21 protein-coding genes are annotated in these 20,856 nt (G+C 67.5%); 9 read left to right on the top strand and 12 right to left on the bottom strand.

The window, feature by feature from the left end:
• Positions 1–154: 154 nt before the first annotated feature.
• On the top strand, positions 155–754 hold the full coding sequence (locus tag ACP693_RS12365; protein ID WP_426019811.1) for a DNA-3-methyladenine glycosylase I: 600 nt from the start codon (positions 155–157) through the stop codon (positions 752–754).
• Positions 747–1,388, top strand: coding sequence for a ribonuclease HII (locus ACP693_RS12370; RefSeq protein WP_426019812.1), 642 nt, complete (start codon positions 747–749; stop codon positions 1,386–1,388). The genes ACP693_RS12365 and ACP693_RS12370 overlap by 8 nt, the downstream gene beginning before the upstream one ends.
• 7 nt (positions 1,389–1,395) lie before the next feature.
• Here the strand turns inward: ACP693_RS12370 and ACP693_RS12375 are convergent, their stop codons facing one another.
• From ACP693_RS12375 to ACP693_RS12415, 9 genes are all read right to left on the bottom strand, one after another.
• Positions 1,396–1,713, bottom strand: a complete 318-nt coding sequence (locus ACP693_RS12375) for a hypothetical protein (RefSeq protein ID WP_426019814.1) — start codon at positions 1,711–1,713, stop codon at positions 1,396–1,398.
• Positions 1,714–1,775: 62 nt separating this feature from the next.
• The gene (locus tag ACP693_RS12380) at positions 1,776–2,816 is read right to left on the bottom strand and encodes a DNA adenine methylase (RefSeq protein ID WP_426019815.1); all 1,041 of its coding nucleotides are present in this window, start codon (positions 2,814–2,816) and stop codon (positions 1,776–1,778) included.
• Between the two features lie 133 nt (positions 2,817–2,949).
• Positions 2,950–5,295, bottom strand: a complete 2,346-nt coding sequence (glyS, locus tag ACP693_RS12385) for a glycine--tRNA ligase subunit beta (protein ID WP_426019817.1) — start codon at positions 5,293–5,295, stop codon at positions 2,950–2,952.
• Positions 5,295–5,675, bottom strand: coding sequence for a hypothetical protein (locus ACP693_RS12390; protein ID WP_426019819.1), 381 nt, complete (start codon positions 5,673–5,675; stop codon positions 5,295–5,297). The genes glyS and ACP693_RS12390 overlap by 1 nt, the downstream gene beginning before the upstream one ends.
• Positions 5,672–6,565, bottom strand: a complete 894-nt coding sequence (locus tag ACP693_RS12395) for a glycine--tRNA ligase subunit alpha (RefSeq protein ID WP_426019820.1) — start codon at positions 6,563–6,565, stop codon at positions 5,672–5,674. The genes ACP693_RS12390 and ACP693_RS12395 overlap by 4 nt, the downstream gene beginning before the upstream one ends.
• A 99-nt stretch (positions 6,566–6,664) precedes the next feature.
• Complete coding sequence (locus tag ACP693_RS12400; RefSeq protein ID WP_426019822.1) at positions 6,665–7,558, bottom strand: fasciclin domain-containing protein; 894 nt, start codon at positions 7,556–7,558, stop codon at positions 6,665–6,667.
• A gap of 208 nt (positions 7,559–7,766) precedes the next feature.
• On the bottom strand, positions 7,767–8,636 hold the full coding sequence (locus tag ACP693_RS12405) for a 4-(cytidine 5'-diphospho)-2-C-methyl-D-erythritol kinase (protein ID WP_426020730.1): 870 nt from the start codon (positions 8,634–8,636) through the stop codon (positions 7,767–7,769).
• Positions 8,637–8,809: 173 nt separating this feature from the next.
• The gene (locus ACP693_RS12410) at positions 8,810–10,708 is read right to left on the bottom strand and encodes a tetratricopeptide repeat protein (RefSeq protein WP_426019824.1); all 1,899 of its coding nucleotides are present in this window, start codon (positions 10,706–10,708) and stop codon (positions 8,810–8,812) included.
• Positions 10,709–10,818: 110 nt separating this feature from the next.
• Positions 10,819–12,474: an electron transfer flavoprotein-ubiquinone oxidoreductase gene (locus tag ACP693_RS12415; protein ID WP_426020731.1), complete on the bottom strand. Its 1,656-nt coding sequence runs from the start codon at positions 12,472–12,474 to the stop codon at positions 10,819–10,821.
• 195 nt (positions 12,475–12,669) lie between these two features.
• Between ACP693_RS12415 and ACP693_RS12420 the strand changes: the two genes are divergently transcribed.
• The gene (locus tag ACP693_RS12420) at positions 12,670–13,482 is read left to right on the top strand and encodes a uracil-DNA glycosylase (RefSeq protein WP_426019826.1); all 813 of its coding nucleotides are present in this window, start codon (positions 12,670–12,672) and stop codon (positions 13,480–13,482) included.
• An 84-nt stretch (positions 13,483–13,566) separates the two neighbouring features.
• Entirely contained in the window at positions 13,567–15,252 is a 1,686-nt protein-coding gene (locus ACP693_RS12425; protein WP_426019828.1) for a lytic transglycosylase domain-containing protein, read from the top strand.
• Here ACP693_RS12425 and ACP693_RS12430 read toward each other — a convergent pair.
• Genes ACP693_RS12430 through ACP693_RS12440 form a run of 3 tightly spaced genes read right to left on the bottom strand, consistent with a single transcriptional unit; the run spans position 15,249 to position 16,445 of the window.
• The gene (locus ACP693_RS12430; RefSeq protein WP_426019829.1) at positions 15,249–15,380 is read right to left on the bottom strand and encodes a hypothetical protein; all 132 of its coding nucleotides are present in this window, start codon (positions 15,378–15,380) and stop codon (positions 15,249–15,251) included. The two genes, ACP693_RS12425 and ACP693_RS12430, sit on opposite strands and share 4 nt — an antisense overlap.
• A 57-nt stretch (positions 15,381–15,437) precedes the next feature.
• The gene (locus tag ACP693_RS12435; protein WP_426019831.1) at positions 15,438–16,094 is read right to left on the bottom strand and encodes a glutathione S-transferase family protein; all 657 of its coding nucleotides are present in this window, start codon (positions 16,092–16,094) and stop codon (positions 15,438–15,440) included.
• A gap of 30 nt (positions 16,095–16,124) precedes the next feature.
• The gene (locus tag ACP693_RS12440; protein WP_426019832.1) at positions 16,125–16,445 is read right to left on the bottom strand and encodes a DMT family transporter; all 321 of its coding nucleotides are present in this window, start codon (positions 16,443–16,445) and stop codon (positions 16,125–16,127) included.
• Positions 16,446–16,611: 166 nt separating this feature from the next.
• On the opposite strand from ACP693_RS12440, the gene purB reads away from it, so the two are divergent.
• The 5 genes from purB (at position 16,612) to ACP693_RS12465 (ending at position 20,749) form a co-directional block, all read left to right on the top strand.
• Positions 16,612–17,910, top strand: coding sequence for an adenylosuccinate lyase (gene purB / locus ACP693_RS12445; RefSeq protein WP_426019833.1), 1,299 nt, complete (start codon positions 16,612–16,614; stop codon positions 17,908–17,910).
• A 4-nt stretch (positions 17,911–17,914) separates the two neighbouring features.
• Positions 17,915–18,646: a 2OG-Fe(II) oxygenase gene (locus ACP693_RS12450; RefSeq protein ID WP_426019834.1), complete on the top strand. Its 732-nt coding sequence runs from the start codon at positions 17,915–17,917 to the stop codon at positions 18,644–18,646.
• The gene (locus ACP693_RS12455; protein ID WP_426019836.1) at positions 18,643–19,155 is read left to right on the top strand and encodes a DNA-deoxyinosine glycosylase; all 513 of its coding nucleotides are present in this window, start codon (positions 18,643–18,645) and stop codon (positions 19,153–19,155) included. The genes ACP693_RS12450 and ACP693_RS12455 overlap by 4 nt, the downstream gene beginning before the upstream one ends.
• A gap of 12 nt (positions 19,156–19,167) precedes the next feature.
• Entirely contained in the window at positions 19,168–20,010 is an 843-nt protein-coding gene (gene purU / locus ACP693_RS12460) for a formyltetrahydrofolate deformylase (RefSeq protein ID WP_426019838.1), read from the top strand.
• A 106-nt stretch (positions 20,011–20,116) separates the two neighbouring features.
• Positions 20,117–20,749: a fasciclin domain-containing protein gene (locus ACP693_RS12465; RefSeq protein WP_135194928.1), complete on the top strand. Its 633-nt coding sequence runs from the start codon at positions 20,117–20,119 to the stop codon at positions 20,747–20,749.
• Positions 20,750–20,856 lie beyond the last annotated feature (107 nt).

Here is a 20,856-nt window from a genome sequence, read left to right on the forward strand (position 1 = left end):
AGGGCCGGATGAGGGTCGGCCGGTGGGCAAGTTCGCACAGTCCCGACCCTCACCCTTTCGCGCAAGACCGATCGCTGACGCTCCCGGGCGCTCAAGCCCTCTCCCAGCGGGAGAGGGAACTGGACACAATCGAACAAACCGGCGACCTCTCGCAATGACCGACTCACACGCCTCGGGCCGCTGCGGCTGGTGCGGGACCACCGACCCGCTCTACATCGCCTATCACGACACCGAATGGGGCGTGCCGGAACGCGACCCGCGCGCCCTGTGGGAGAAGCTGGTCCTCGACGGCTTCCAGGCCGGCCTCGCCTGGATCACCATCTTGAGAAAGCGCGAGGGCATCCGCGACGCCTTCGACGGCTTCGACCCCGAGATCGTCGCCCGCTATGGCGAGGACGACATCCAGCGCCTGCTGAACGACCCCCGCATCATCCGCTCGCGCGCCAAGATCAACGCCGCCATCCAGGGCGCTCAGATCTGGCTGGAGATGCGCGACAACGATGAGGACTTCTCCGCCTGGCTCTGGTCCTTCGTCGACGGCGAACCGATCCAGACGACCCACGCCGACTTCCGCCAGGCCCCGACCCAGACCGAACAGTCGGTCACCATGGCCAAGGCCCTCAAGAAGCGCGGCTTCAACTTCTGCGGCCCGGTGATCGTCTATGCCTTCATGCAGGCCGTGGGCATGGTCAACGATCACCAGACGACCTGCTTCCGTCACGCCCAGGTTCGTGCGATGGCGGGCCATGGCTAAAGCCCCCTCAAACCCCAAGGCCTTCCCGACCCTCGCGCTGGAGACGGTGCTGATCCAGCGCGTCAACGGTCACGTCTGCGGCGTGGACGAGGCGGGGCGCGGACCGTGGGCCGGCCCGGTGTCGGCCGGAGCGGTCATTCTGAACCCCGACGACCTGCCCCTTGGCATAGACGATTCCAAGGCCCTGACGGAAAAGCGCCGCGCCGCGCTGGAGCCCGAGATCAAGGCCCGCGCCGTCGCCTGGGGCGTCGGCTTCGCCTCGGTGGAGGAGATCGAGGATCTGAACATCCTGCACGCCACCGGCCTGGCCATGTGCCGCGCCATCGAGGCTCTGCAGGTCCAGCCGGTCGCGGCTCTGGTAGACGGCAACTACCGCTTCAAACTGCCGTGCGAAATCCAGACCGTGGTCGGCGGCGACGGCCTGTCGCTATCCATCGCGGCGGCGTCGATCCTGGCCAAGACGGCGCGGGATCGGCTGATGATCGATCTGGACGCGCAATATCCCGGCTACGGATTCGCCAGCCACAAGGGCTACAACGCGCCGATCCACCAGAACGCCTTGAAAACATTGGGCCCCTGCCCCGCCCACCGGCGCAGCTGGTCCCCGATCAAGGCCCTGCTTCAGGACGCCTGAAACCGCCTCAGATGTGCATAAAGCCGCCCATCAGCGCGCCCATCAGGGCGGCCACGGCGGCGCCGGCCAGCGCCATCATCCAGCGCGGCGGCGGGCTCAGCTCGGGTTCGAGATCGACATGCTCGACCGACGGCGTCGCCTCGTTCGGGCGACTATAGCGGGCGGCGTTGTGCGTGAATGTCGGCCGTGCATCGGCGGCCGGCGCATCCCAGCCCCAATCGGCCTTGGCGACACGCGGCGCCCACGAATGCGGCTCCGCGGCCGGCCGGACGCGGTAGTCGTCGGCGCGGTCGGTGTTCGGAGAGCGGTGCGTGTGCGGTTGCATACATCCACAACGACACGCCGCGATTCGCGTTCCGCAACTTGCGACTGTTGTTTTCGCTGCGCTTATGCGGCCACAGGCAGTTCGACCGGCCGATCCGTGACCACGAACAGATGTTCGACGTTCCTCAGCCTCCCGACCGTCCCGACCTTCTCGCCCTTGGGATTATGGATGCCGATCCGGGCGCCGACGTATCGCGGGTGCGCCACCTCCAGCACCTGAACATGGCCCCGCGCCGACAGCATCTCGACCAGTTCGGCCCGGCTCAGATAGCCTTCGTCGTTGAAGCTGACGATCAGATTGGGCGCCTTGACCCGTTCGATCACGGTCTTCAGCGCCGGGCCGATGCCGGGCCGACTGTTGAAGGCGCTCTTGCGCGTCCTGACGTCCACCCGCTTGTTGGCGATCCCATAGGTCTCGGGCCGGTCCCACAGCACCAGGCTCTCCCAACAGTGGTAGTTGGCCAGATAGGAATGCTGGTTATAGGGCGGGTCCAGATAGACTAGGTCCGCCTCGACCTGTTCGGCGATCTCGATGGCATCGCAGTGCGTCGCCCGGCACGGGCCGCCGTCCACCGCCGCAACCATGTCCGGCGTGCGCAGCTCCAGCGTCTTCAAGGCTCGCGGGGCCCACTGTTTCATATAGGCCATCTGAACCCCGGCGGTGGAATCCACTCGATCCGCCGCCTCCATCAGGCTGACCAGGACGATGGCCTTCAGCTCCGGCTCCAGCCCCATGGCCTCGATCCGGTCGCGCATGGCGTCGATGCGCGCGCCGTTGTCGGGGTGGAAGTAGCGCGCATCCTGGCAAAAGGCCTGGGTGAACCATCCCGCCTGCCGCGTCACCGTCCGCAACTCGGCCAGCACGGTCTCGACCCGGTCGATCCACCGCTCCCGATCCGCCTGGACATAGGCGGTCGCCAGGGCGTGGGCATAGGCGTTGTAGTCGTTCGACCACACCTGAAACCCCTGCTTCTTCAACGCATGCCCGACCCGCGCCGTGCCCGAGAACAGATCGCAGACCCGCCCGCCCTGCGGCAGGACGCCGGCGACGGCGCCCGTCACATGGCCCAGCAAGGCGCGCTTGGAGCCGATGTATTTGATCATGACGCGGCCCGACTCATCGCCCCACCATAGCCGCTTACCGCGCGGCGCGAGAGGGGGCGGGGACCGAGCGCATCATCGGGTCGCACTCGGCCCGGTCGGGATCGGCGACGACCACCGGCGCGAAGGCTCTCCCCTACCCCGCGATCTGGCCGAAGTCCGCGACCTGGCCCATAACGTCGCGCACCTGGCCCAGCAGCTTCAGGCGGTTGTCGCGTTCGGCGGGGACGTCGGAGTTGACCAGCACGTCCTCGAAGAACCGGTCCACCGGGGCGCGCAGGCGGGCCAGGGCCGTCATGGCGGCGGCGAAGTCCTCGGTCTCCAGCGCGGCCTCGACGGCAGTGCGGGCGGCGCCGACGGCGAAGGCCAGGACGGTCTCGGGCTCGGGCTGGTTCGGCAGGCCGGTCTGGACCATGCCGGTCGGCAGCGGGGTTGGTTTCTTCTCTTCGGCGCGCAGGATGTTGGAGGCGCGCTTGTAGCCGGCCAGCAGATTGGCCCCGTCGTCGGTGGCGAGGAAGGCGGCCAGCGCCTCCACCCGACGCACGATGCGGACGAGGTCGTCGTCGCCCAGAGCGAAGACGGCGGCGACGAGGTCGTGGCGCTGGCCCCGGTCGCGGAGGAGGACGGTCAGGCGGTCGGCGAAGAAGGGTAGGATGGAAAACTCGTCTTCAAAACTCCCAGTCTTCGTTCTGAGGTCTACATCTCGTTCTTCAAACCTAGCCATGACTTGCTTTCGCTTAGCCACAGCGTCTTGGAACCTGGCGAGAGTTTCGGCCTTCAGGGTCGCGAGATCGTCATAGGTCTCTGACACTGGCTGATTGATCAAAACATCAACAGCGCTAGTCTGCGCGCGAAGTTCTTGGCGCTGGACAGCGGCGCTCAACGAAATTCGCACACCATTCTCCAGCACCAGCCGGATCACGCCCAGCGCCGCTCTCCGCAGCGCAAACGGATCCTTCGACCCCGTGGGCTTTTCGTCGATGGCGAAGAAGCCGACCAGGGTGTCCAGCTTGTCGGCCAGGGCGACGGCGACCGTGACGGGCGCGGTCGGGACCGTGTCGGCGGGGCCTTGCGGCTTGTAATGGTCGCGGATGGCGTCGGCGATGCGGTCGCGCTGGTCACGGCCCCACCCGCGGTCGGCTTCGCCTCCCGGTCTCTCCCCATAAAGGGGAGGGAGAGGATCGGGCGCGGATTCTCCCTTCTCTTCATGGAGAGGGACGGCGGAGCGCAGCGAAGCCCGGGTGGGGAAGTTCTCGGCGGTGCGGGCGTAATAGCCGCCCATGACCCCCTGCAGTTCCGGGAACTCGCTGACCATGCCCGACAGCAGGTCGGCCTTGGACAGGCGCGCCGCCATCTCGGCTTCGTCGGCATTAGCGCCGACCAGGGGAGCGATCTCGCGGGCCAGGGCGGCGATGCGCTCGACACGCTCGGCCAATGTGCCCAGTTTGGCGTGGAAGGTGACGCCGGACAGTTTGGAGTTCCAGGCGTCGAAGCCGACCTTCTGGTCCTCGTCCCAGAAGAAGCGGGCGTCGTTCAGGCGGGCGGACAGGACGCGGCTGTTGCCGGCGGCCAGGGCCTTGCCGCCGTCGGTGGCCTCGACATTGGCGACGACCAGGAAGTTGGGAGCCAAGCCGTCCTTCGACGGGTCACGAACGGCGAAATACTTCTGGTGCACCTTCATCGACAGGCGCACGACCTCGGGCGGCAGGGCCAGGAACTGCGGGTCCATGTCGCCCAGGATCGGGGTCGGCCATTCGGCGAGACCCGCCACCTCGTCCAGCAGGCCGTCGTCATCGACCAAGGCCAGGCCGCGCGCGGCGCAGGCGGCCTTGGCCTGTTCCAGGATGCGCAAGCGTCGGTCCGCCACGTCGATCAGGACGAAGTTTTTCTCCAGTTGGGCGCGGTAGTCGACGAAGTCGCTGACCTTCAGCGGTTGGCCCGAGCCCATGAAGCGGTGGCCCTCGGTGATCGCATCCGATGGGATGCCGTCGATCTCGAACGGCACCACCTTGCCGTCGAAGATGCACAGGATGCGCTTGATCGGCCGGACCCAGCGCAGCGTGCCGGAACCCCAGCGCATCGACTTGGGCCAGGGGAAGGTGCGGATGACATGGTCCACCGTCTCGGCGACCAGATCGGTCGTGGCGCGGCCCTTGGACGACAGAACGGCGAACAGGACGCCGTCGCGTTCGGTCAGTTGATCGCGGGTCAGGCCGGTCTTGCGCAGGAAGCCCTCCAGCGCCTGTTCCGGGGCCGAGGCGCGCGGGCCTTTCAGCTCTTCCTCGCGGTCGGGCGTGGCGACGGGCAGGCCGTCGATGACCAGGGTCAGCCGGCGCGGGCCGGCATAAGTGGTCAGCGCATCCCAGGTCAGGCCGGCGGCCTTGAGCCGGTCGGAGACCATGCGGTCCAGGTCGCGCGCGGCGCCCTGCTGCATGCGGGCGGGGATTTCTTCGGAGAAGATTTCGAGAAGAAGTTGGGGCATCAGTCGGCGGACTCTTCGGTCGTGGCGGCAGACCGCATCAGGGTAAGGGCGACGTCCCGCAGGGCCAGCGGCGCGTCGGCCGCACCGGGATCTGCGCCGAAGGCGATGTTCAGCAGGAAGGGGCGCGGGGCCAAGAAGGCGTTCTGCAGGATGCCGAACCACTCGTCGCTGACCACGACCACGCCGCGCCAGCCGCCGGGCTGTGCGGTCAGATGGCCGCTCAGATCACCGGCAGGACGGACGATGCGCACCTCGGCCCACGACTCCTGGCCTTCGATTTCCACACGGCCGCTGGAGAACAGCGAGATCGCCTCGCCGGGGTGCTGCTCCAGATTGATGTCGGCCAGATCGAACGAGAGGATTCCGGAAACAGTGCTCACGACGCGGCCTTTTCATTTTCGACATAGGCCAGGGCGCAGGCTTTGCAGAGGTCGCGGATGCGGCCGATGTAGCTCTGGCGTTCGGCGACGGCGATGGCGCCACGGGCGTCCATCAGGTTGAACAGGTGGCTGGCCTTCAGCACCTGGTCATAGGCCGGCAGGACCAGGGGCTGGTTTTGCGGGCCGCGCATGTCCAGCAGGCGCTGAACTTCAGACACCATGTCCTCGAACCGGCGTTTCAGCCCGTCCACGTCATAGCCGTGGAAATTGGCCTCCGACTGTTGCCGCTCGTTCTCCAGGAAGACCTCGCCATAGGTCAGGCCCTCCTTGGTGAACTTCAGGTCGTAGACGTTGTCCACGCCCTGGACATACATGGCCAGGCGCTCCAGCCCGTAGGTCAGCTCGCCCGAGACCACGTCCACCTCGATGCCGCCGACGCCCTGGAAATAGGTGAACTGCGTCACCTCCATCCCGTCGCACCAGACCTCCCAGCCCAGGCCCCAGGCCCCCACGGTCGGGTTCTCCCAGTCGTCCTCGACGAAGCGGATGTCGTGCAGTTTCGGATCGATGCCGATCGCCGCCAGCGACCCCAGGTACAGCTCCTGAAGGTTGTCCGGGTTCGGCTTCAGGATGACCTGGTATTGGTAATAGTGTTGGAGGCGGTTCGGGTTTTCACCATAGCGGCCGTCGCCGGGGCGGCGGCTGGGCTGGACATAGGCGGCCTTCCACGGCTTGGGGCCGAGCGCGCGCAGGACGGTGGCGGGGTGCAGGGTGCCGGCCCCGACCTCGATGTCGTAGGGCTGAAGAATGGCGCAGCCCTGCTCGCCCCAATAGCGGTGGAGCGTCAGGATCAGGTCCTGAAACGCGAGCGGCTCGGTCGAGGGGGTCAAATCGGGCTCGTGGGGAGGGGTGCAAAAAAGACGGCGGACCATAGGGCCCGCCGCCTTCCGCTTCAACACGCTACCAAACGAGCGCGTGGGTGACCCGTATTATTGAGGGGTCGGGTTGGCCTCGTCGCCGCCGTCAGCGGCGGGATCGGCCGCATCGACCGGAGGCGTGGCCGAGGGATCGACCTGACCGTCGGTCGGGTTGGCGACCGGGGGCGAGGCCGTGGTGGTGGTGGCCGCAGCCGGTTCACCCGTCGGGGCCGTCGCAGGCGCGGCGGGGGCGGCCGGAGCAGCCTCTTCCGCAGGGGCTGCGGCTTCGGCCGGAGCAGCGGCTTCTTCATCGCCCATGGCGGCCATGGAGTTCGCCGGGTTCAGGACCTGGTCGATCGGGAAGATGGCACCGTTCGAGGCGTCCAGTTCGGCGCTGACCACGGTGGCGCCGTCAGCCTTGATGGCCGTGCCGGTGCCGTCCAGCAGGACCTGGCTCTCGGCGGCGGTCGGAACGCCGCCCTTCTTGCCCATGATCTGGTCGGGCGTCACGTCGGCGACGATGACGTGATACAGCAGCAGCTGACGCAGTTCGGCGGCGTTGGCCGGATCCATCAGACGCGTGCGGTCCGCTTCAGGCAGGGCGGCGAAGGCCGCGTCGGTCGGGGCGAAGATCGAGATGGCCGGGCGCGTCGCCAGGGTGTCGGTCAGTTGCGCCGCATCCAGGGCCGCCAGGAGGGTGGTGAACTGGCCGCTCGCTTTCAGCTTGTCGACGACGGTTTCGCCGGCGGCCGGCGTGGCGGCCTGGGCGACATCCGTTGCAGCCGGCGCTGCGGCTTCAGCGGCCGGCGCCGATGACGCGGGCGCGGCAGGCATGGACGGATCACTCTGGGGCACGGGGGCCTCGGCCGGGGCGGGCGAGGTCGGCGGAGTGACGTCCTGAGCGAAGGCGGGCGCGGCCATCAGGGTGACCACGGCGGTTGCGGCAAGCAGTTTTGCACGAAGCATGACGGTATCCTTTTTCTGTTTGAGGATCACCATGAGGGGAGCGGCGACCCGTTCCAGTCATCGGAACTGCGGACTCAAATCAGAACACCGTGATCTGGTTCCGAGATTTCGAAACAATCCGTAACGATTGTGATGATCAAGGCGAGACCTTGGCGATATCGGCGTTCCACAGGTCGAATGGCCAGTATTCGGCCACAAAGCTCGAACGCTACTGAACGGCCAAGCGCGTTGCTGTGACCCAGGCGTGGGGATGAGCGGCAGCCAGCGTTCGCGCCGCCGCCTGGGCCGCCGCCTCGGTGGGATACAGGCCGAACACCGTTGCGCCCGAACCGGACATGCGGGTCAGGGCCACATCCGGCGTGGCGGCCACGGCGGCGAGGGCGTCCGCGATGGCGGGCGTCAGGGCCAGCGCCGGGGGCTGGAGGTCGTTGCGCTGAACCGACAGCCAGTCGATGACGGCGGCGACGGACCAGTCGTGCGGGGAGTCTGGCCGGTCAGCTGTGCGCACCGGCCCGGCGTCATAGGCCCGATAGACGGCGCCGGTCGGGGACGGAACGCCGGGGTTGAACAGGACGGCCGGCAGCGGCGGCAGGCGCGGCTCGTCGGTCAGCACGTCTCCCCTGCCCTCGGCCCAGGCGGTGCGCATGCGTAGGCACATCGGGCCGTCCGCACCCACGACGCCGGCGACCGCCTCCAGCGCATCATCGTCGATGTCCAGCGACAGGGCTTGCCGCGCCAGCTTCAGCGCCGCGCCCGCGTCGGACGACCCGCCGCCCAGCCCGGCCGCGATAGGCAGGCGCTTGTCCAGCGTCACCTTCAGCTTCGGCTCTGCGATGCCTGAGACCTCGCCCAGGCGCAGAAGCGCGCGCAGGATTAGGTTGTCGGGCGTAGCGCCCAGCGCCTCGCCGAACGGGCCGGTCACATCGAGGGACAGACTGTCGGCCGGCTCGACCGACACTTCGTCCCCCACATCGGCGAAGGCGACCAGGCTGGACAGGGGGTGATAGCCGTCGGCGTCCACCGCCCCGACATGCAGGAACAGATTGATCTTGGCCGGAGCCAGGGCTGTCAGTGGGATCATAGGGTCTGACTATCCCAAGGCAGGACAGATTTCATCCGCTCATCCCCGCGAAAGCGGGGACCCAGTTCTGTCGCTTGGCAGTGCATTGGACGAGCATCGCTCAACGATCTTACGCATTGTTCGCCCAAAGCACTGGGTCCCCGCTTTCGCGGGGATGAGCGGATTTTAGGTTAGTTCGAAACACCTTGAGCCGATGGAGTTCCGTCCAGCCCATTGGCGATCTTGCGCTCGACATCGGCGCGGCGCTCGGGTTCGGGCTCCAGCACCAGGACGCGGTTCCACAGCCAGACTGCCTCGCGTTCGCGGCCCACCCGCCAGTATGCGTCGCCGAGATGGTCGTTGATCTCGGCGTTGGACGGCTCCTTGTCGACGGCCTGTTCCAGGGTGTCGACGGCGGTTTCGAACTGGCCCTGTTTGAACTGGGCCCAGCCCAGCGAGTCCTGGATGTTGCCGTTTTCGGGCTCCAGCGCATGGGCGCGGGCGATCATCTCGGCGCCCTCCTGGACCCGCAGGCCCTTGTCGACCCACAGATAGCCCAGGTAATTCAGCATGTCGGCGTCGTTGGGCGCGGTCTGGAGCGCAGCCCACAGTTCGGCCTCGGCCTCGGGCGTGCGGCCCAGGGCCTCAAAGGCGGCGCCGCGCAGGAAGTGGACGCTGGGGCCCTGATCGGCGGTGTTCAGCACCGGGCCGTCCAGCAGGGTCAGCGCCTCGTCATGCTGTTTCAACTGCATCAACTGCCCCGCCAGGACCAGGGCGATCCGACGGTCGTCGGGGCTGGCGGCGGCGGCGCGACGCAGTTCGGCCAGGGCGTTGTCCGACTGGCCATCCTCTTCCAGCGCAATGGCAAGCTGGGCGCGGGCGGCGGCGTAGAGCTGGGGATCGTCGGTCCCGACGCGCGACAGGGCGCTGCGGGCGGCCGACTTCAAGCCGGCGCGCGACAGGACCTGGGCCAGCTGGAACTCGGTCTCGTCATCGTCGTGCAGGTTCTGCGCGAGCCGCAGATAGACGGCGGCGAACTCGTTGCCGCGCTCGGCCGACGCCTGGGCGGCGGCGGTGATCAGACCTTGCGCCGCGCCTTCGCGGAAGTCGGGCAGGACCGGGGGCCGACCGCCGTCGCGCACCCGCTGCAACGCGCGGACGACGCCGGGATCGACCGGCTGAACCGCGATCGCGGCCTCATACAGGGCGATGGCGTCGTCGCGACGGCCGCGCCGTTCCATGAACTCCCCATAGGGGCGTTTGAACAGGGCGCCGACACCGGCCACGTCCGCGGCGGCCTTCAGCTCGACCTCGGCCTCGGCATAGTCGCGGCGCTTTTCCAGCAGGGCGGCGCGGTTCATCCGGGCGAAGGCCAGGGTCAGGGGATCGCCGCTGATCGGCGCGGGCTGAAGCGCGCGGCTCCAGTCCCCTGCCGCCGCCGCGATCCACGGCGCGACCAGCAGACCGGCGCGGGCATGGGGGGCGCCGATGGGTTGCTGGGCCAGGGCGGCGTTGGGCGTCCTGGCGTCGCCGCGTACGAAGTCCTGAACCAGCCGGACCAGGCGTCCGCCCTCGACGAAGGCGGGCGAGGCGGTCGCATCGGTGGGCGCCAGCGCCGCCGCCACGTCCAGATCGCCGGTCAGCAAGGCCGAGGTGAAGGCCTGTTCGCGCACGCGCGGCTGCTCGGGAACCAGTTGCTCGGCCTGGGCCAGATAGTTCGAGCCGATGGCGCCCTCGCCCTGCATCAGAGCCAGCTTGCCCGCCAGATACAGGCCATAGGCGCTGCGGCCCTCGGCGTTCGTGGGGATCGGCGCCCAGACCGCTGGGATGGGCGGCGTGACCGGGGTGTCGGTGATGATGATGAAGGGATCGGGCGCAGCGTCCTGGCTGGACGGCGCCTGATCCGAAGGCGCCTGGCCCGGCGTCGGCTCGCCTGGCTTGAGAATGATCGCCGGAGGATGGGTTTCCGGCGTCGGCGCGGCAGGCGGGGTTTCCTGTGCGCCGGCCTGCCCGGCGGCGGCCAAGGCGAGAACGGTCAGGGAGGCGGCGAACAGACGCGAATGAGGAGGGCGCGAACGGGAGGCGATCATGCCTCGACCCTTCACGCTTTCACCCGCCCCCGCAAGAGGACAGATGATTGCTCCCCCACTCCTCTCATCCCGGCGAAAGCCGGGATGAGAGGGTTGAAGGGGTTATTCCGTCACATGTTCGGATAGTTGGGACCGCCGCCGCCCTCGGGCGTGGTCCAGACGATGTTCTGCGACGGATCCTTGATGTCGCAGGTTTTGCAGTGGACGCAGTTCTGGGCGTTGATGACGAAACGCGGATCGGTCTTGGCGACCTCGTCCGCATAGACGACCTCGTACACGCCCGCCGGGCAATACAGCCGCGCCGGTTCGCCGTATTTGGGCAGGTTGACCTGGATCGGCTTGGACGGGTCCAGCAGCTTCAGGTGGGCCGGCTGATCCTCGGCATGGTTGGTGTTGGAGATGAAGACCGACGACAGCTTGTCGAACGACAGCTTCCCGTCCGGCTTGGGATAGCGGATTTCCCTGTGGTTCGCCGCCAGCTCGGTCGAGGCGGCGTCGGTCTTCTCGTGCTTCAGCGTCGGGATCGGCGACCAGCCGCCCAGCAGGGTGCGGCACCACATGTCGAACATGCCGAACGCCCCGCCCAGGGTCGTGCCGAACTTGGACAGCAGGGGCTTGGCGTTCTTGACGACCGACAGCTCCTTATGGACCCAGCTCTTTTCGAAGGCGGTCTGGTATTCGACCAGTTCGTCGCCGCTGCGTCCCGCCTGAACCGCGTCATAGGCGGCGTCGGCGGCCAGCATGCCGGTCTTCATCGCATTATGGCTGCCCTTGATGCGGGGCACGTTCACGAAACCGGCCGAACAGCCGATCAGGACGCCGCCGGGGAAGCTGAGTTTCGGTATCGACTGCAAGCCGCCCTCGGTGATGGCGCGGGCGCCGTACGAGATGCGCGTGCCGCCTTCCAGGTGCGGGGCGATGGACGGGTGGTGCTTGAACCGCTGGAACTCGTCGAATGGCGACAGGAACGGGTTCTTGTAGTTCAGGTGCACGACATAGCCGATAGCCACGTAGCGGTCGCCGAAATGGTACAGGAAGCTGCCGCCCCCGGTGTGTTCGTCCAGGGGCCAGCCGGTGGTGTGCTGGGCCAGGCCGGGCTGGTGCTGCTCGGCGGGCACCTGCCACAGCTCCTTCAGGCCGATGCCGTATTTCTGCGGCGACTTGCCGTCCTGAAGCTTGTGTTTGGCGATGATGGTCTTGGCCAGGGAGCCGCGCACGCCCTCGGCGATGAAGACATATTTGCCGTGCAGTTCGATGCCCGGCTGGAAGTCGTCGGTGGGCTTGCCCTCGCGGTCGATGCCGAAGACGCCGGCGACGACGCCCTTGACCCGGCCCGTCTCCTCTTCCCAGACGACGTGACTGGCGGCCATGCCGGGATAGACCTCGACGTCCAGGGCCTCGGCCTGTTCTCCCAGCCAGCGGGTGACATTGCCCAGCGAGGCGATGTAGCAGCCGTGGTTGTGCATGAAGGGCGGCAGCAGGGGCATGGGCAAGGACGCCTCGCCCTGCGGACCCAGCAGCAGGAACCTGTCCTTTGTGACCGGCGTCTCCAGCGGCGCGCCGCGTTCCTTCCAGTCGGGGAACAGTTCATTCAGCGCCTTGGGATCGATGACCGCGCCGGACAGGATATGGCCGCCGACCTCGGCCGCCTTTTCGAGCACGGCGACAGTGATGTCCTTGCCGTCCTTTTCCGCCCGCTGCTTCAGGCGGATGGCGGCCGACAGGCCGGCGGGGCCGCCGCCGACGATGACGACGTCGTATTCCATGACCTCGCGTTCGACGCCGTCCAGCGCCTGCAGCGGCGGCAGATTGTCGATGATCGCTTCCTGGCGGGCGTTCTCTGCGCCGCCCTCGATGGCTTCTTCGGCCATGTCTTCCCCTGAAATCCAGCTTGTTCTGTGGTTATGCCGCTTATCGGAAGGTGACGCGAGGGCGGTCAAGGCCTATCGGTAGCCCGAGACATGAACGCACAACCCCACGACATCGCTGCAGTCGAAAGCCTGCTCGCCTTCTGGCGGGATGCGGGGGTGGACGCCTGCTATGGCGATGCGCCCGTCGACCACACCCATGTGGCCCCGCCGCCGGCCGTCAAAGCGTTGCAGAAGGCGACCGCCTCGGTCGTCATGCCGCTGGTCGGCGCCAACGCCGAGGACGCCATCGCCGAGGCGCGGCGACTGGCCACAGGCGCGGCGACGCTTCAAGATCTGGCGGCGGCCGTCGCGGCCTTCGAGGGCTGTCCCCTGCGCGGCATGGGCGCGACCCAGTCGGTGTTCGGGCGCGGCAATCCCAACGCCTCGGTCCTGATCATCGGCGAAGGCCCCGGCGGTGACGAGGACCGGGCCGGCCAGCCCTTCGTCGGCAAGGCGGGCCAGTTGCTGGACCGGATGCTGGCGGCGGCGGGCCTGACCGACAAGGTCTTCATCACCAACACCGTCTTCTGGCGCCCGCCCGGCAATCGCACGCCCAGCCCGCAGGAGCAGGCGGTCTGCGCTCCTTTCGTCGAGCGCGCCTTCGCCCTGTTGCAGCCCAAGGCCGTCCTGCTGCTGGGCGCGGCCTCGGCCAAGTCCGTGCTTCAGGCCGAAGAGGGGATCATGAAGCTGCGTGGCAATTGGAAGGAATGGCGTCTGGCGGAGGGTGCGGTGTCCGCCCCCGTCATGCCGACCCTGCATCCGGCCTTCCTGCTGCGTCAGCCCCAGGCCAAGCGTCAGGTGTGGAGCGACCTGCTGTCGCTGGCCGTTCGCCTTGAAACGGACTCGGTTGAAGAACAAGGCTAATCGCGGCATGCTGGCATGCTGACGACCGATCGCCATACACGCGCCCGTATCTTACGCGCGTCGCCAACGAGGGGGCCGCCGCTTATGTTTCTGTTCCGCCGCGCGTTCCTCGCGCCGACGCTTGCTGTTGCTTTCAGCGCCCTGGCGGGCGCGGCCATCGCCGAAACGCCTTACGCATCAACCTCCGAATCGAGCGTCGGTTCCAATCGGCTCTCGGCGCTCAGCTCTGCGGACCGCATCTCCTACACCACCGCCTTCGACGCCCTGCGGCGCGGCGACATCGAGACCGCCCGCGCCTCGGCGCGTCAGGCGCAGGACCGGGTCCTGCTGGGTCAGGTCGAGTTCGAGAGCCTGTTCCACCCCGACCACGTCGCCACCTACGAAGAGCTGACGGCCTGGCTGGAGACCTATTCCGACCTGCCGTGCGCGGACCGCGTCTATACGCTGGCCCTGCGTCGTCGCCCCGACGGCGCGCCCGAGCCGGTTCGGCCCGGCGGCGTGATCGGACGCACCTGGAACAGTCTGGTGACGGCTGTCTCGGGCGGCGGCGGGGTCGACGATCCGGCGAAGGCGGCGCGCGTCGCCTACAACAACGACGACCTGACCGGCGCCTCGGCCATGGGTCGCCAGATCGGCGACTGGTGGACGGTCGGCCTGGCCGAATGGCGCCTGGGCCAGTTCCACGAATCCTTCGCCGCCTTCGAGCGGGTGGCCAACGATCCGACCGAAGACCCCTGGGTCCGCGCCGGCGCCGCCTACTGGACCGCGCGCGCGGCCGGCCAGTCGGGCCGCCAGGATCGTGTGACCGACTATCTGCGCCTGTCGGCCCAGTGGCCCGCCACCTTCTATGGTCAGATCGCCCTGCGTCAGCTGGGCGAGGAACCCGTCATCGAGAACATGGGCCCGCGCGCCTATGAGGCCGAGCCGCGCCTGCGCCGCGCCGCCTATGTGCCGCAGAGCGCCGCCGTCGAACCGACCGCGCTGGAAGCCTTCGTCCAGGCCGACGCCCGCGCCAAACGCACCGTCGCCTTCTATGAGGTCGGACGCCGCGCCGACGCCGAGACCGAGCTGCGTTCGGGCCTGCGCACCGCCGTCGGCGATGCTGCCAAGATGTGGACGGCCCTGGCCCGCGCCATCATGCCGGTCGGCAATGCGGACGCCACGCGCATCGACGCGACCCGCTATCCGATGCCGGACCTTGCGCCCGAGGGCGGCTTCGTCATCGAGAAGTCGCTGGTCTATGCCCTGGCGCTGAAGGAAACCGACTTCAACCCCAACGCCCGGTCCAGCGTCGGCGCCTATGGGCTGATGCAGGTGATGCCGACGACGGCGGCCGAGATGACGGGGGATCGCACCTTCGTTTCCGACCCGTCCAAGCTGCTGGTCCCGGCGGTGAACATGCGACTGGGCCAGACCTACATCAACCGGATGCTGGCCCTGCCGGCCTTCCAGGGCGACCTGCTGCGGGCCGTGGCCTCCTACAACGCCGGGCCGGGTCCGATGCTGTCGGCGGTGCGCAAGCTTGGGCCGGACGCCGATCCCCTGCTGCTGATCGAGACCATCGACGTGCCCCAGGCGCGCGATTACGTCGAGAAGGTCATGGCCAGCTACTGGATCTATCAACGCCTGTTCGGCGGCCCGCTGAAGACGCTGGACGCCCTGGCCTCGGGCGCCCGGTCCGTGCCCATGGCTCTGGACTATGTCGCGCCGCCGCCCCAGACGCAGCCGGTGCTGATCGCCGAAGCGACCACCGTCGCCGGTGCGCGCTAGAAGACCGTAAACAGGAGGCTGGCCCAGAAGGCCGCGCCGATCAGGGCCGTCAGGCCATAGCCCATCACCGGATGAATGCCGCGCGAAGCGGGTTCGGCCGGATCGGTCGGGAGGGTCGGGCTTCTCATTCCTCACAGATAACGGCGTCCGCTTAACGCAGCGTCAGCCGGGATGGTTGTCGCCCGTTAAGCCATCGTCGAAGCCAAGGCGTCGGCCTCCCACTGACGGAAGTCGGGATGGGCCAGCAGCGTGTCGGCATAGGCCTGGGCCGTCCCGTCGTCGCCGTGGATCGCCATATCCAGCTGGAAATGGCGAATGCGCGCCGCGACCGGCGTGAAGAAGGCGTCAGGCACCGACCATTCTCCGAACAGATAGGGCCCGCCGCCCCCGAACCGGTCCCGCATGCCCCGCCACAGTTCGACGATGCGGCGCAGATCCTTGTCCAATCCCGGATGTTGCGGCGCGGGGGCCCGGCTGGGGCCGACCATCCAGTGATCGGGCCCCGTCGAACAGGCGGTCCGCAAGGCGCTGAAACCCCCGTGCATCTCGCAGGCCGCGGACCGCGCCAGCCAGCGCGCATGGGCGTCGGCGGGCCACAGCCGCGCCTCGGGATAGCGTTCCGCCGCCCACACGGCGATGGCCATCGAGTCCCAGATCACCTCGCCGTCGACCTTCAACACCGGCACGAGGCCGGATGGCGAATGCTCACGAAGGCGGCGATCGGTTTCCGGCTGGTTCAGCGGCACGACGATCTCGTCAAACGCCGCGCCGCAGTGTTTCAGCACCAGCCAGGGCCGCAGCGACCATGTCGAATAGGCCTTGTCGCCGATCACCAGTTCCATGTCGTCCTCACCTTGGAAACGTGGCGACCATCAATGGCTGGACGCCAGCTTCAGCACAACCAGTCCCGAGGCCACCAGGACCACGCCCGCGATCCTGAGCGGCGTCAGCGGCTCGCCCAGGAAGACCGCCCCGACCACGAAGGCGCCCACCGCCCCGATGCCGGTCCAGATGGCGTAGGCCGTGCCCAGCGGCAGGGTCTTCATCGCCATCGACAGCAGGCCGAACGATCCGATCATGAAGACCAGCATGCCGACGGTCGGCCACGGCTTGGTGAAACCCGCCGACGCCTTCATCAGAAATGCCCAGACGACTTCGAGCAGGCCGGCGAAAAGAAGGAATATCCAGGCCATGATGGTCTCCCTTGCATGGCGATCCGGGTCGTCCCGGCGGTCATGCCCGATGAAGGGAGAGGTCGTCCTCTGAGCCGATATCTGGGACAGGCCGGCCCGAAGTCAAGCGACGAACCTTGACGACCAACCTTGACTCGGGGCCCCTTGAGACCGACACGACCGGCCCATGATCACGCGCTATTCCCGCCCCGTCGCCGCCGCCATCTGGTCGCAAGAGACCAAGTACAAGATCTGGTTCGAGATCGAGGCCCACGCCGCCACCAAGATGGCCGAGCTGGGCGTCATCCCCCAGGACGCGGCGGACGCCATCTGGGCCAAGGGCAAGGACGCGACCTTCGACGCGGACCGCATCGACGAGATCGAACGCACCACCAAACACGACGTCATCGCCTTCCTGACCCATGTGTCGGAAATCGTGGGCGAGGAAGCCCGCTTCCTGCACCAGGGCATGACGTCTTCGGACGTGCTGGACACCTGTTTCGCGGTCCAGCTGGCCCGGTCGTCAGATCTGCTGATCGACGGCGTCGATCGCGTCCTGGCCGCGCTGGAGAAACGCGCCAAGGAGCATAAATACACCCCGACCGTCGGCCGCAGCCACGGCATCCACGCCGAGCCGGTGACCTTCGGCCTGAAGCTAGCCGGCTATCATGCCGAGTTCCAGCGCGCCAAACGCCGCCTGATCACCGCCAAGGAAGAGATCGCCACCTGCGCCATCTCCGGCGCCGTCGGCACCTTCGCCAACGTCGATCCGGCGGTGGAGCAATATGTCGCCGACAAGATGGGCCTTCAGGTCGAGCCGGTCTCGACCCAGGTCATCCCGCGCGACCGCCACGCCGCCTTCTTCGCCGCCCTGGGCGTCGTCGCCAGTTCCGTCGAACGCCTCGCCGTCGAGATCCGTCACCTGCAGCGCACCGAGGTGCTGGAAGCTGAAGAGTTCTTCGACAAGGGCCAGAAGGGCTCGTCGGCCATGCCGCACAAGCGCAACCCCATCCTGACCGAGAACCTGACCGGCCTGGCCCGTCTGGTCCGTTCGGCCGTGACGCCCGCGATGGAGAACGTCGCCCTGTGGCACGAGCGCGACATCAGCCACTCCTCGGTCGAGCGCGGCATCGGCCCGGACGCCACCATCCACCTGGACTTCGCCCTGCAGCGTCTGGCGAATGTGGTTGAGCGGCTGAACGTCTATCCTGAGAACATGCAGAAGAACATCGACCGCCTGGGCGGCCTGGTTCACTCGCAACGGGTCATGCTGGCCCTGACCCAGGCCGGCATCTCGCGCGAAGACGCCTATGCTGCGGTGCAGGAGAACGCCATGAAGGTCTGGCGCGGCGAAGGCGTCTTCATCGACTTCCTGAAGGCCGACGACCGCGTCACCCTGCCCGCCGACCAGCTGGAAGCCCTGTTCGACCTCGACTATCACACCAAGAACGTGGACGTGGTGTTCAAGCGGGTGTTCGGAGACTGAGGCCATGAGCGAGCGCACGATCCGGCTCAATCCCCGGCTCGATCCCCGCGACTATGCGGCGGCCTATGCGCGCGACGGGATGGTGCAGGTGCCAGATCTGCTGGACGAGGCCAGCGCCGAATGGCTGGACCTGGCGCTTGAACACGACACGGCCTGGCGCCTGTCGCTGAAGACCCCCGAAGGCGGCAAGCTGCTGTCGCCCCAGGAGATGCAGACCCTCGGACGCGACGCCCTGAGCGCCAAGGTGCAGCACGCACTGGCGGAGGCGCGCGACGGCTTCTCCTTCCTCTACCTGGCCTATCCGATCATCACGACCTTGCTGACCGGCGAGGACGAGGGCCACGCCACCCATGCCCTGCTGCAGTTCTTTAACGACATTCCCTTCACCACCTTCGCCAAGGCGGTGACAGGCGAGACTGGCGTAACCAAGATCGACGCCCAGGCGACCTGGTTCCGGCCCGGCGACTTCCTGACCCAGCATGACGACACGGGCGTGGGCGAACGGCGCGCGGCCTATACGCTGGGCCTGTCGCGCGACTGGCGGCCCGACTGGGGCGGGCAACTAATGTTCCACGACGCGAACGGAGACATCGAGCGCGGCTTCAAGCCGGGCTTCAACGTCTGGACCGTGTTCAAGACGCCACGAATGCACTCCGTCGCCCCGGTCGCCGCCTATGCCGGCGGCAAGCGCCGCTCGATCACCGGCTGGCTGCGCGACGATCCGCCGGTCAAGTGACCGACCGCTCGACCGGCGACCGCAGACAGGGCTTCGCCCCCGTCGTTGATGGGGAGACCCGCCTGCTGATCCTCGGCAGCCTGCCCGGCGACGCCTCGCTGAAGGCGGCGCAGTATTACGCCCATCCGCGCAACGGCTTCTGGCCCCTGATCGGCGGCGTGCTGGACGAAGACCTGACCGCCCTGCCCTATGAGCAACGCCTCGAACGGTTGAAGGCGCGAGGCGTCGGTCTGTGGGACGTAATCGCCTCGGCGGAACGGTCGGGCAGTCTGGACGTGGCGATCCGGTCGCCGGAGGCGGCCGACTTGCGGGGTCTGGTCGAAAGCCTGCCGGAGCTGAGAGCCGTCGCCTTCAACGGCGGGCTGGCGGCCAAACTCGGACGGCGCATTCTGAGCGATCTGGATAGCATCGCCTTGGTCGATCTGCCGTCGTCCAGCCCGGCTCATGCAATATCCTTGTCGGCAAAGGCGGACAGCTGGGCCATACTGGGGCAGTTTCTCCCCGGATAAGCCTGCCGCCTGATGATCCTGACCCTTTCCTGCCCCGACCGCCACGGCATCGTCGCGGCCGTTTCCGCCTTCCTGCTTCAGCGGGACGCCAACATTTCCGACGCCCAACAGTTCGGCGACGCCTCCAGCGCCACCTTCTTCATGCGGGTGGTGTTCGAGCCGGCGGAAGGCGACCCAGAGGCGGCGATCCGCGCAGCCTTCGCACCGTTAGCCGAGCGGTTCGCCATGGACTGGACCCTGCGTGGACCGGCGCCGCGCCGGGTGATGATCCTGACCTCCAAGTTCGATCACTGCCTGGCGGACCTGCTTTACCGGTGGCGCATCGACGAACTGCCAATGCAGGTGACGGCGGTCGTGTCGAACCATCCCCGCGAACTGATCGGCCATGTCGATCTGGGCGATCTGCCCTTCCACCACCTGCCGGTCAGCGCCGCCGACAAGCCGGGGCAGGAGGCCGAACTGCTGCGGCTGATCGAGGAGACGGGGACCGAACTGGTCGTGCTGGCGCGCTATATGCAGATTCTGTCCGACGACCTCAGTCGCAAGCTGGAGGGACGTTGCATCAACATCCACCACTCCTTCCTGCCCGGCTTCAAGGGCGCGCGGCCGTACCATCAGGCCCATGCGCGCGGCGTGAAAGTGATCGGGGCCACCGCCCACTACGTCACCCCCGACCTGGACGAAGGCCCCATCATCGAACAGGACGTGGAGCGGATCAGCCACCGCGACACGCCCGAAGATTTGATCCGCAAAGGGAGAGATATCGAGCGCCGCGTCCTGGCGCGCGCCGTGCGTCGTCATCTGGAGGATCGCGTTTTGTTGCACGGCACAAAGACGGTGGTGTTCGAAGACTGAATGGTGAAGCTGCGATGTCTTGACGCGGGCAGTGCATCCATTGTGCGGTTTCGCGCGTAACGTTCCCGTTACCGCCTTGAGAGCGGCCCAAAGGGAACGAAACACAATGACCAATCTTCGCAATCTCATGCTCGTCGCCGTATCGGGCGGCGCGCTGATGGCGCTAGGCGCCTGCGGCAACAACGAGCCGGCCGCCACGACTCCGGCGGAATCGACCGCCATGGCTCCGGCCGAGGGCGCCGCCATGGCCCCCGCAACCGATCCGATGGTGGGCGGCGCCGCCATGAGCCCCAACGAAACCATCGTCGCCAATGCGTCCAAGGCGTCGAACCTCAGCACCCTGGTGTCGGCCGTGACCGCCGCCGGTCTGGTCGAGACCCTGCAGGGGCCCGGCCCCTTCACCGTCTTCGCGCCTGACAACGCCGCCTTCGAGAAGATCCCCGAGGCGACGCGCACCAGCCTGATGCAGCCGGCGATGAAGGCCGACCTGACCAAGATCCTGACCTATCACGTGGTCGCCGGTCGTCTGACGGCCGCCGACATCGCCGCCCAGGCCCAGGCCAACGGCGGAACCGCCACGCTGAAGACGGTTCAGGGCGAAGAACTGAAGGTTTCGGCCGGCCCGAACAACACCTGGGTCATCACCGACGCCAAGGGCGGCACGTCCACGATCACCCAGGCCGACGTGGGTCAGTCCAACGGCGTGGTCCACGTCGTGGACACGGTTCTGATGCCGTAAAAAATAATTTGGTTTCGGGCGGAAACGCCTGAAACCAAATCTCGGCGCTCGTGTTCTTCAAGGGCGCGAGACGCACACTACGCCGGGTGAGACATCCCCCAACGTCC

The sequence above is a fragment of the Brevundimonas sp. TWP1-3 genome, from assembly GCF_049896085.1.
GTDB lineage: Bacteria > Pseudomonadota > Alphaproteobacteria > Caulobacterales > Caulobacteraceae > Brevundimonas.

Excerpts from the sequence above, each read along its gene's own strand:
- ACP693_RS12420 (WP_426019826.1), top strand. The coding sequence starts at position 12,670 with ATGAACGCACAACCCCACGACATCGCTGCAGTCGAAAGCCTGCTCGCC.
- ACP693_RS12375 (WP_426019814.1), bottom strand. The coding sequence starts at position 1,713 with ATGCAACCGCACACGCACCGCTCTCCGAACACCGACCGCGCCGACGAC.
- ACP693_RS12430 (WP_426019829.1), bottom strand. The coding sequence starts at position 15,380 with ATGAGAAGCCCGACCCTCCCGACCGATCCGGCCGAACCCGCTTCGCGC.
- purB (WP_426019833.1), top strand. The coding sequence starts at position 16,612 with ATGATCACGCGCTATTCCCGCCCCGTCGCCGCCGCCATCTGGTCGCAA.
- ACP693_RS12450 (WP_426019834.1), top strand. The coding sequence starts at position 17,915 with ATGAGCGAGCGCACGATCCGGCTCAATCCCCGGCTCGATCCCCGCGAC.
- ACP693_RS12370 (WP_426019812.1), top strand. The coding sequence starts at position 747 with ATGGCTAAAGCCCCCTCAAACCCCAAGGCCTTCCCGACCCTCGCGCTG.
- ACP693_RS12365 (WP_426019811.1), top strand. The coding sequence starts at position 155 with ATGACCGACTCACACGCCTCGGGCCGCTGCGGCTGGTGCGGGACCACC.
- purU (WP_426019838.1), top strand. The coding sequence starts at position 19,168 with ATGATCCTGACCCTTTCCTGCCCCGACCGCCACGGCATCGTCGCGGCC.
- ACP693_RS12400 (WP_426019822.1), bottom strand. The coding sequence starts at position 7,558 with ATGCTTCGTGCAAAACTGCTTGCCGCAACCGCCGTGGTCACCCTGATG.
- glyS (WP_426019817.1), bottom strand. The coding sequence starts at position 5,295 with ATGCCCCAACTTCTTCTCGAAATCTTCTCCGAAGAAATCCCCGCCCGC.
- ACP693_RS12380 (WP_426019815.1), bottom strand. The coding sequence starts at position 2,816 with ATGATCAAATACATCGGCTCCAAGCGCGCCTTGCTGGGCCATGTGACG.
- ACP693_RS12415 (WP_426020731.1), bottom strand. The coding sequence starts at position 12,474 with ATGGAATACGACGTCGTCATCGTCGGCGGCGGCCCCGCCGGCCTGTCG.
- ACP693_RS12440 (WP_426019832.1), bottom strand. The coding sequence starts at position 16,445 with ATGGCCTGGATATTCCTTCTTTTCGCCGGCCTGCTCGAAGTCGTCTGG.
- ACP693_RS12435 (WP_426019831.1), bottom strand. The coding sequence starts at position 16,094 with ATGGAACTGGTGATCGGCGACAAGGCCTATTCGACATGGTCGCTGCGG.
- ACP693_RS12465 (WP_135194928.1), top strand. The coding sequence starts at position 20,117 with ATGACCAATCTTCGCAATCTCATGCTCGTCGCCGTATCGGGCGGCGCG.
- ACP693_RS12410 (WP_426019824.1), bottom strand. The coding sequence starts at position 10,708 with ATGATCGCCTCCCGTTCGCGCCCTCCTCATTCGCGTCTGTTCGCCGCC.
- ACP693_RS12425 (WP_426019828.1), top strand. The coding sequence starts at position 13,567 with ATGTTTCTGTTCCGCCGCGCGTTCCTCGCGCCGACGCTTGCTGTTGCT.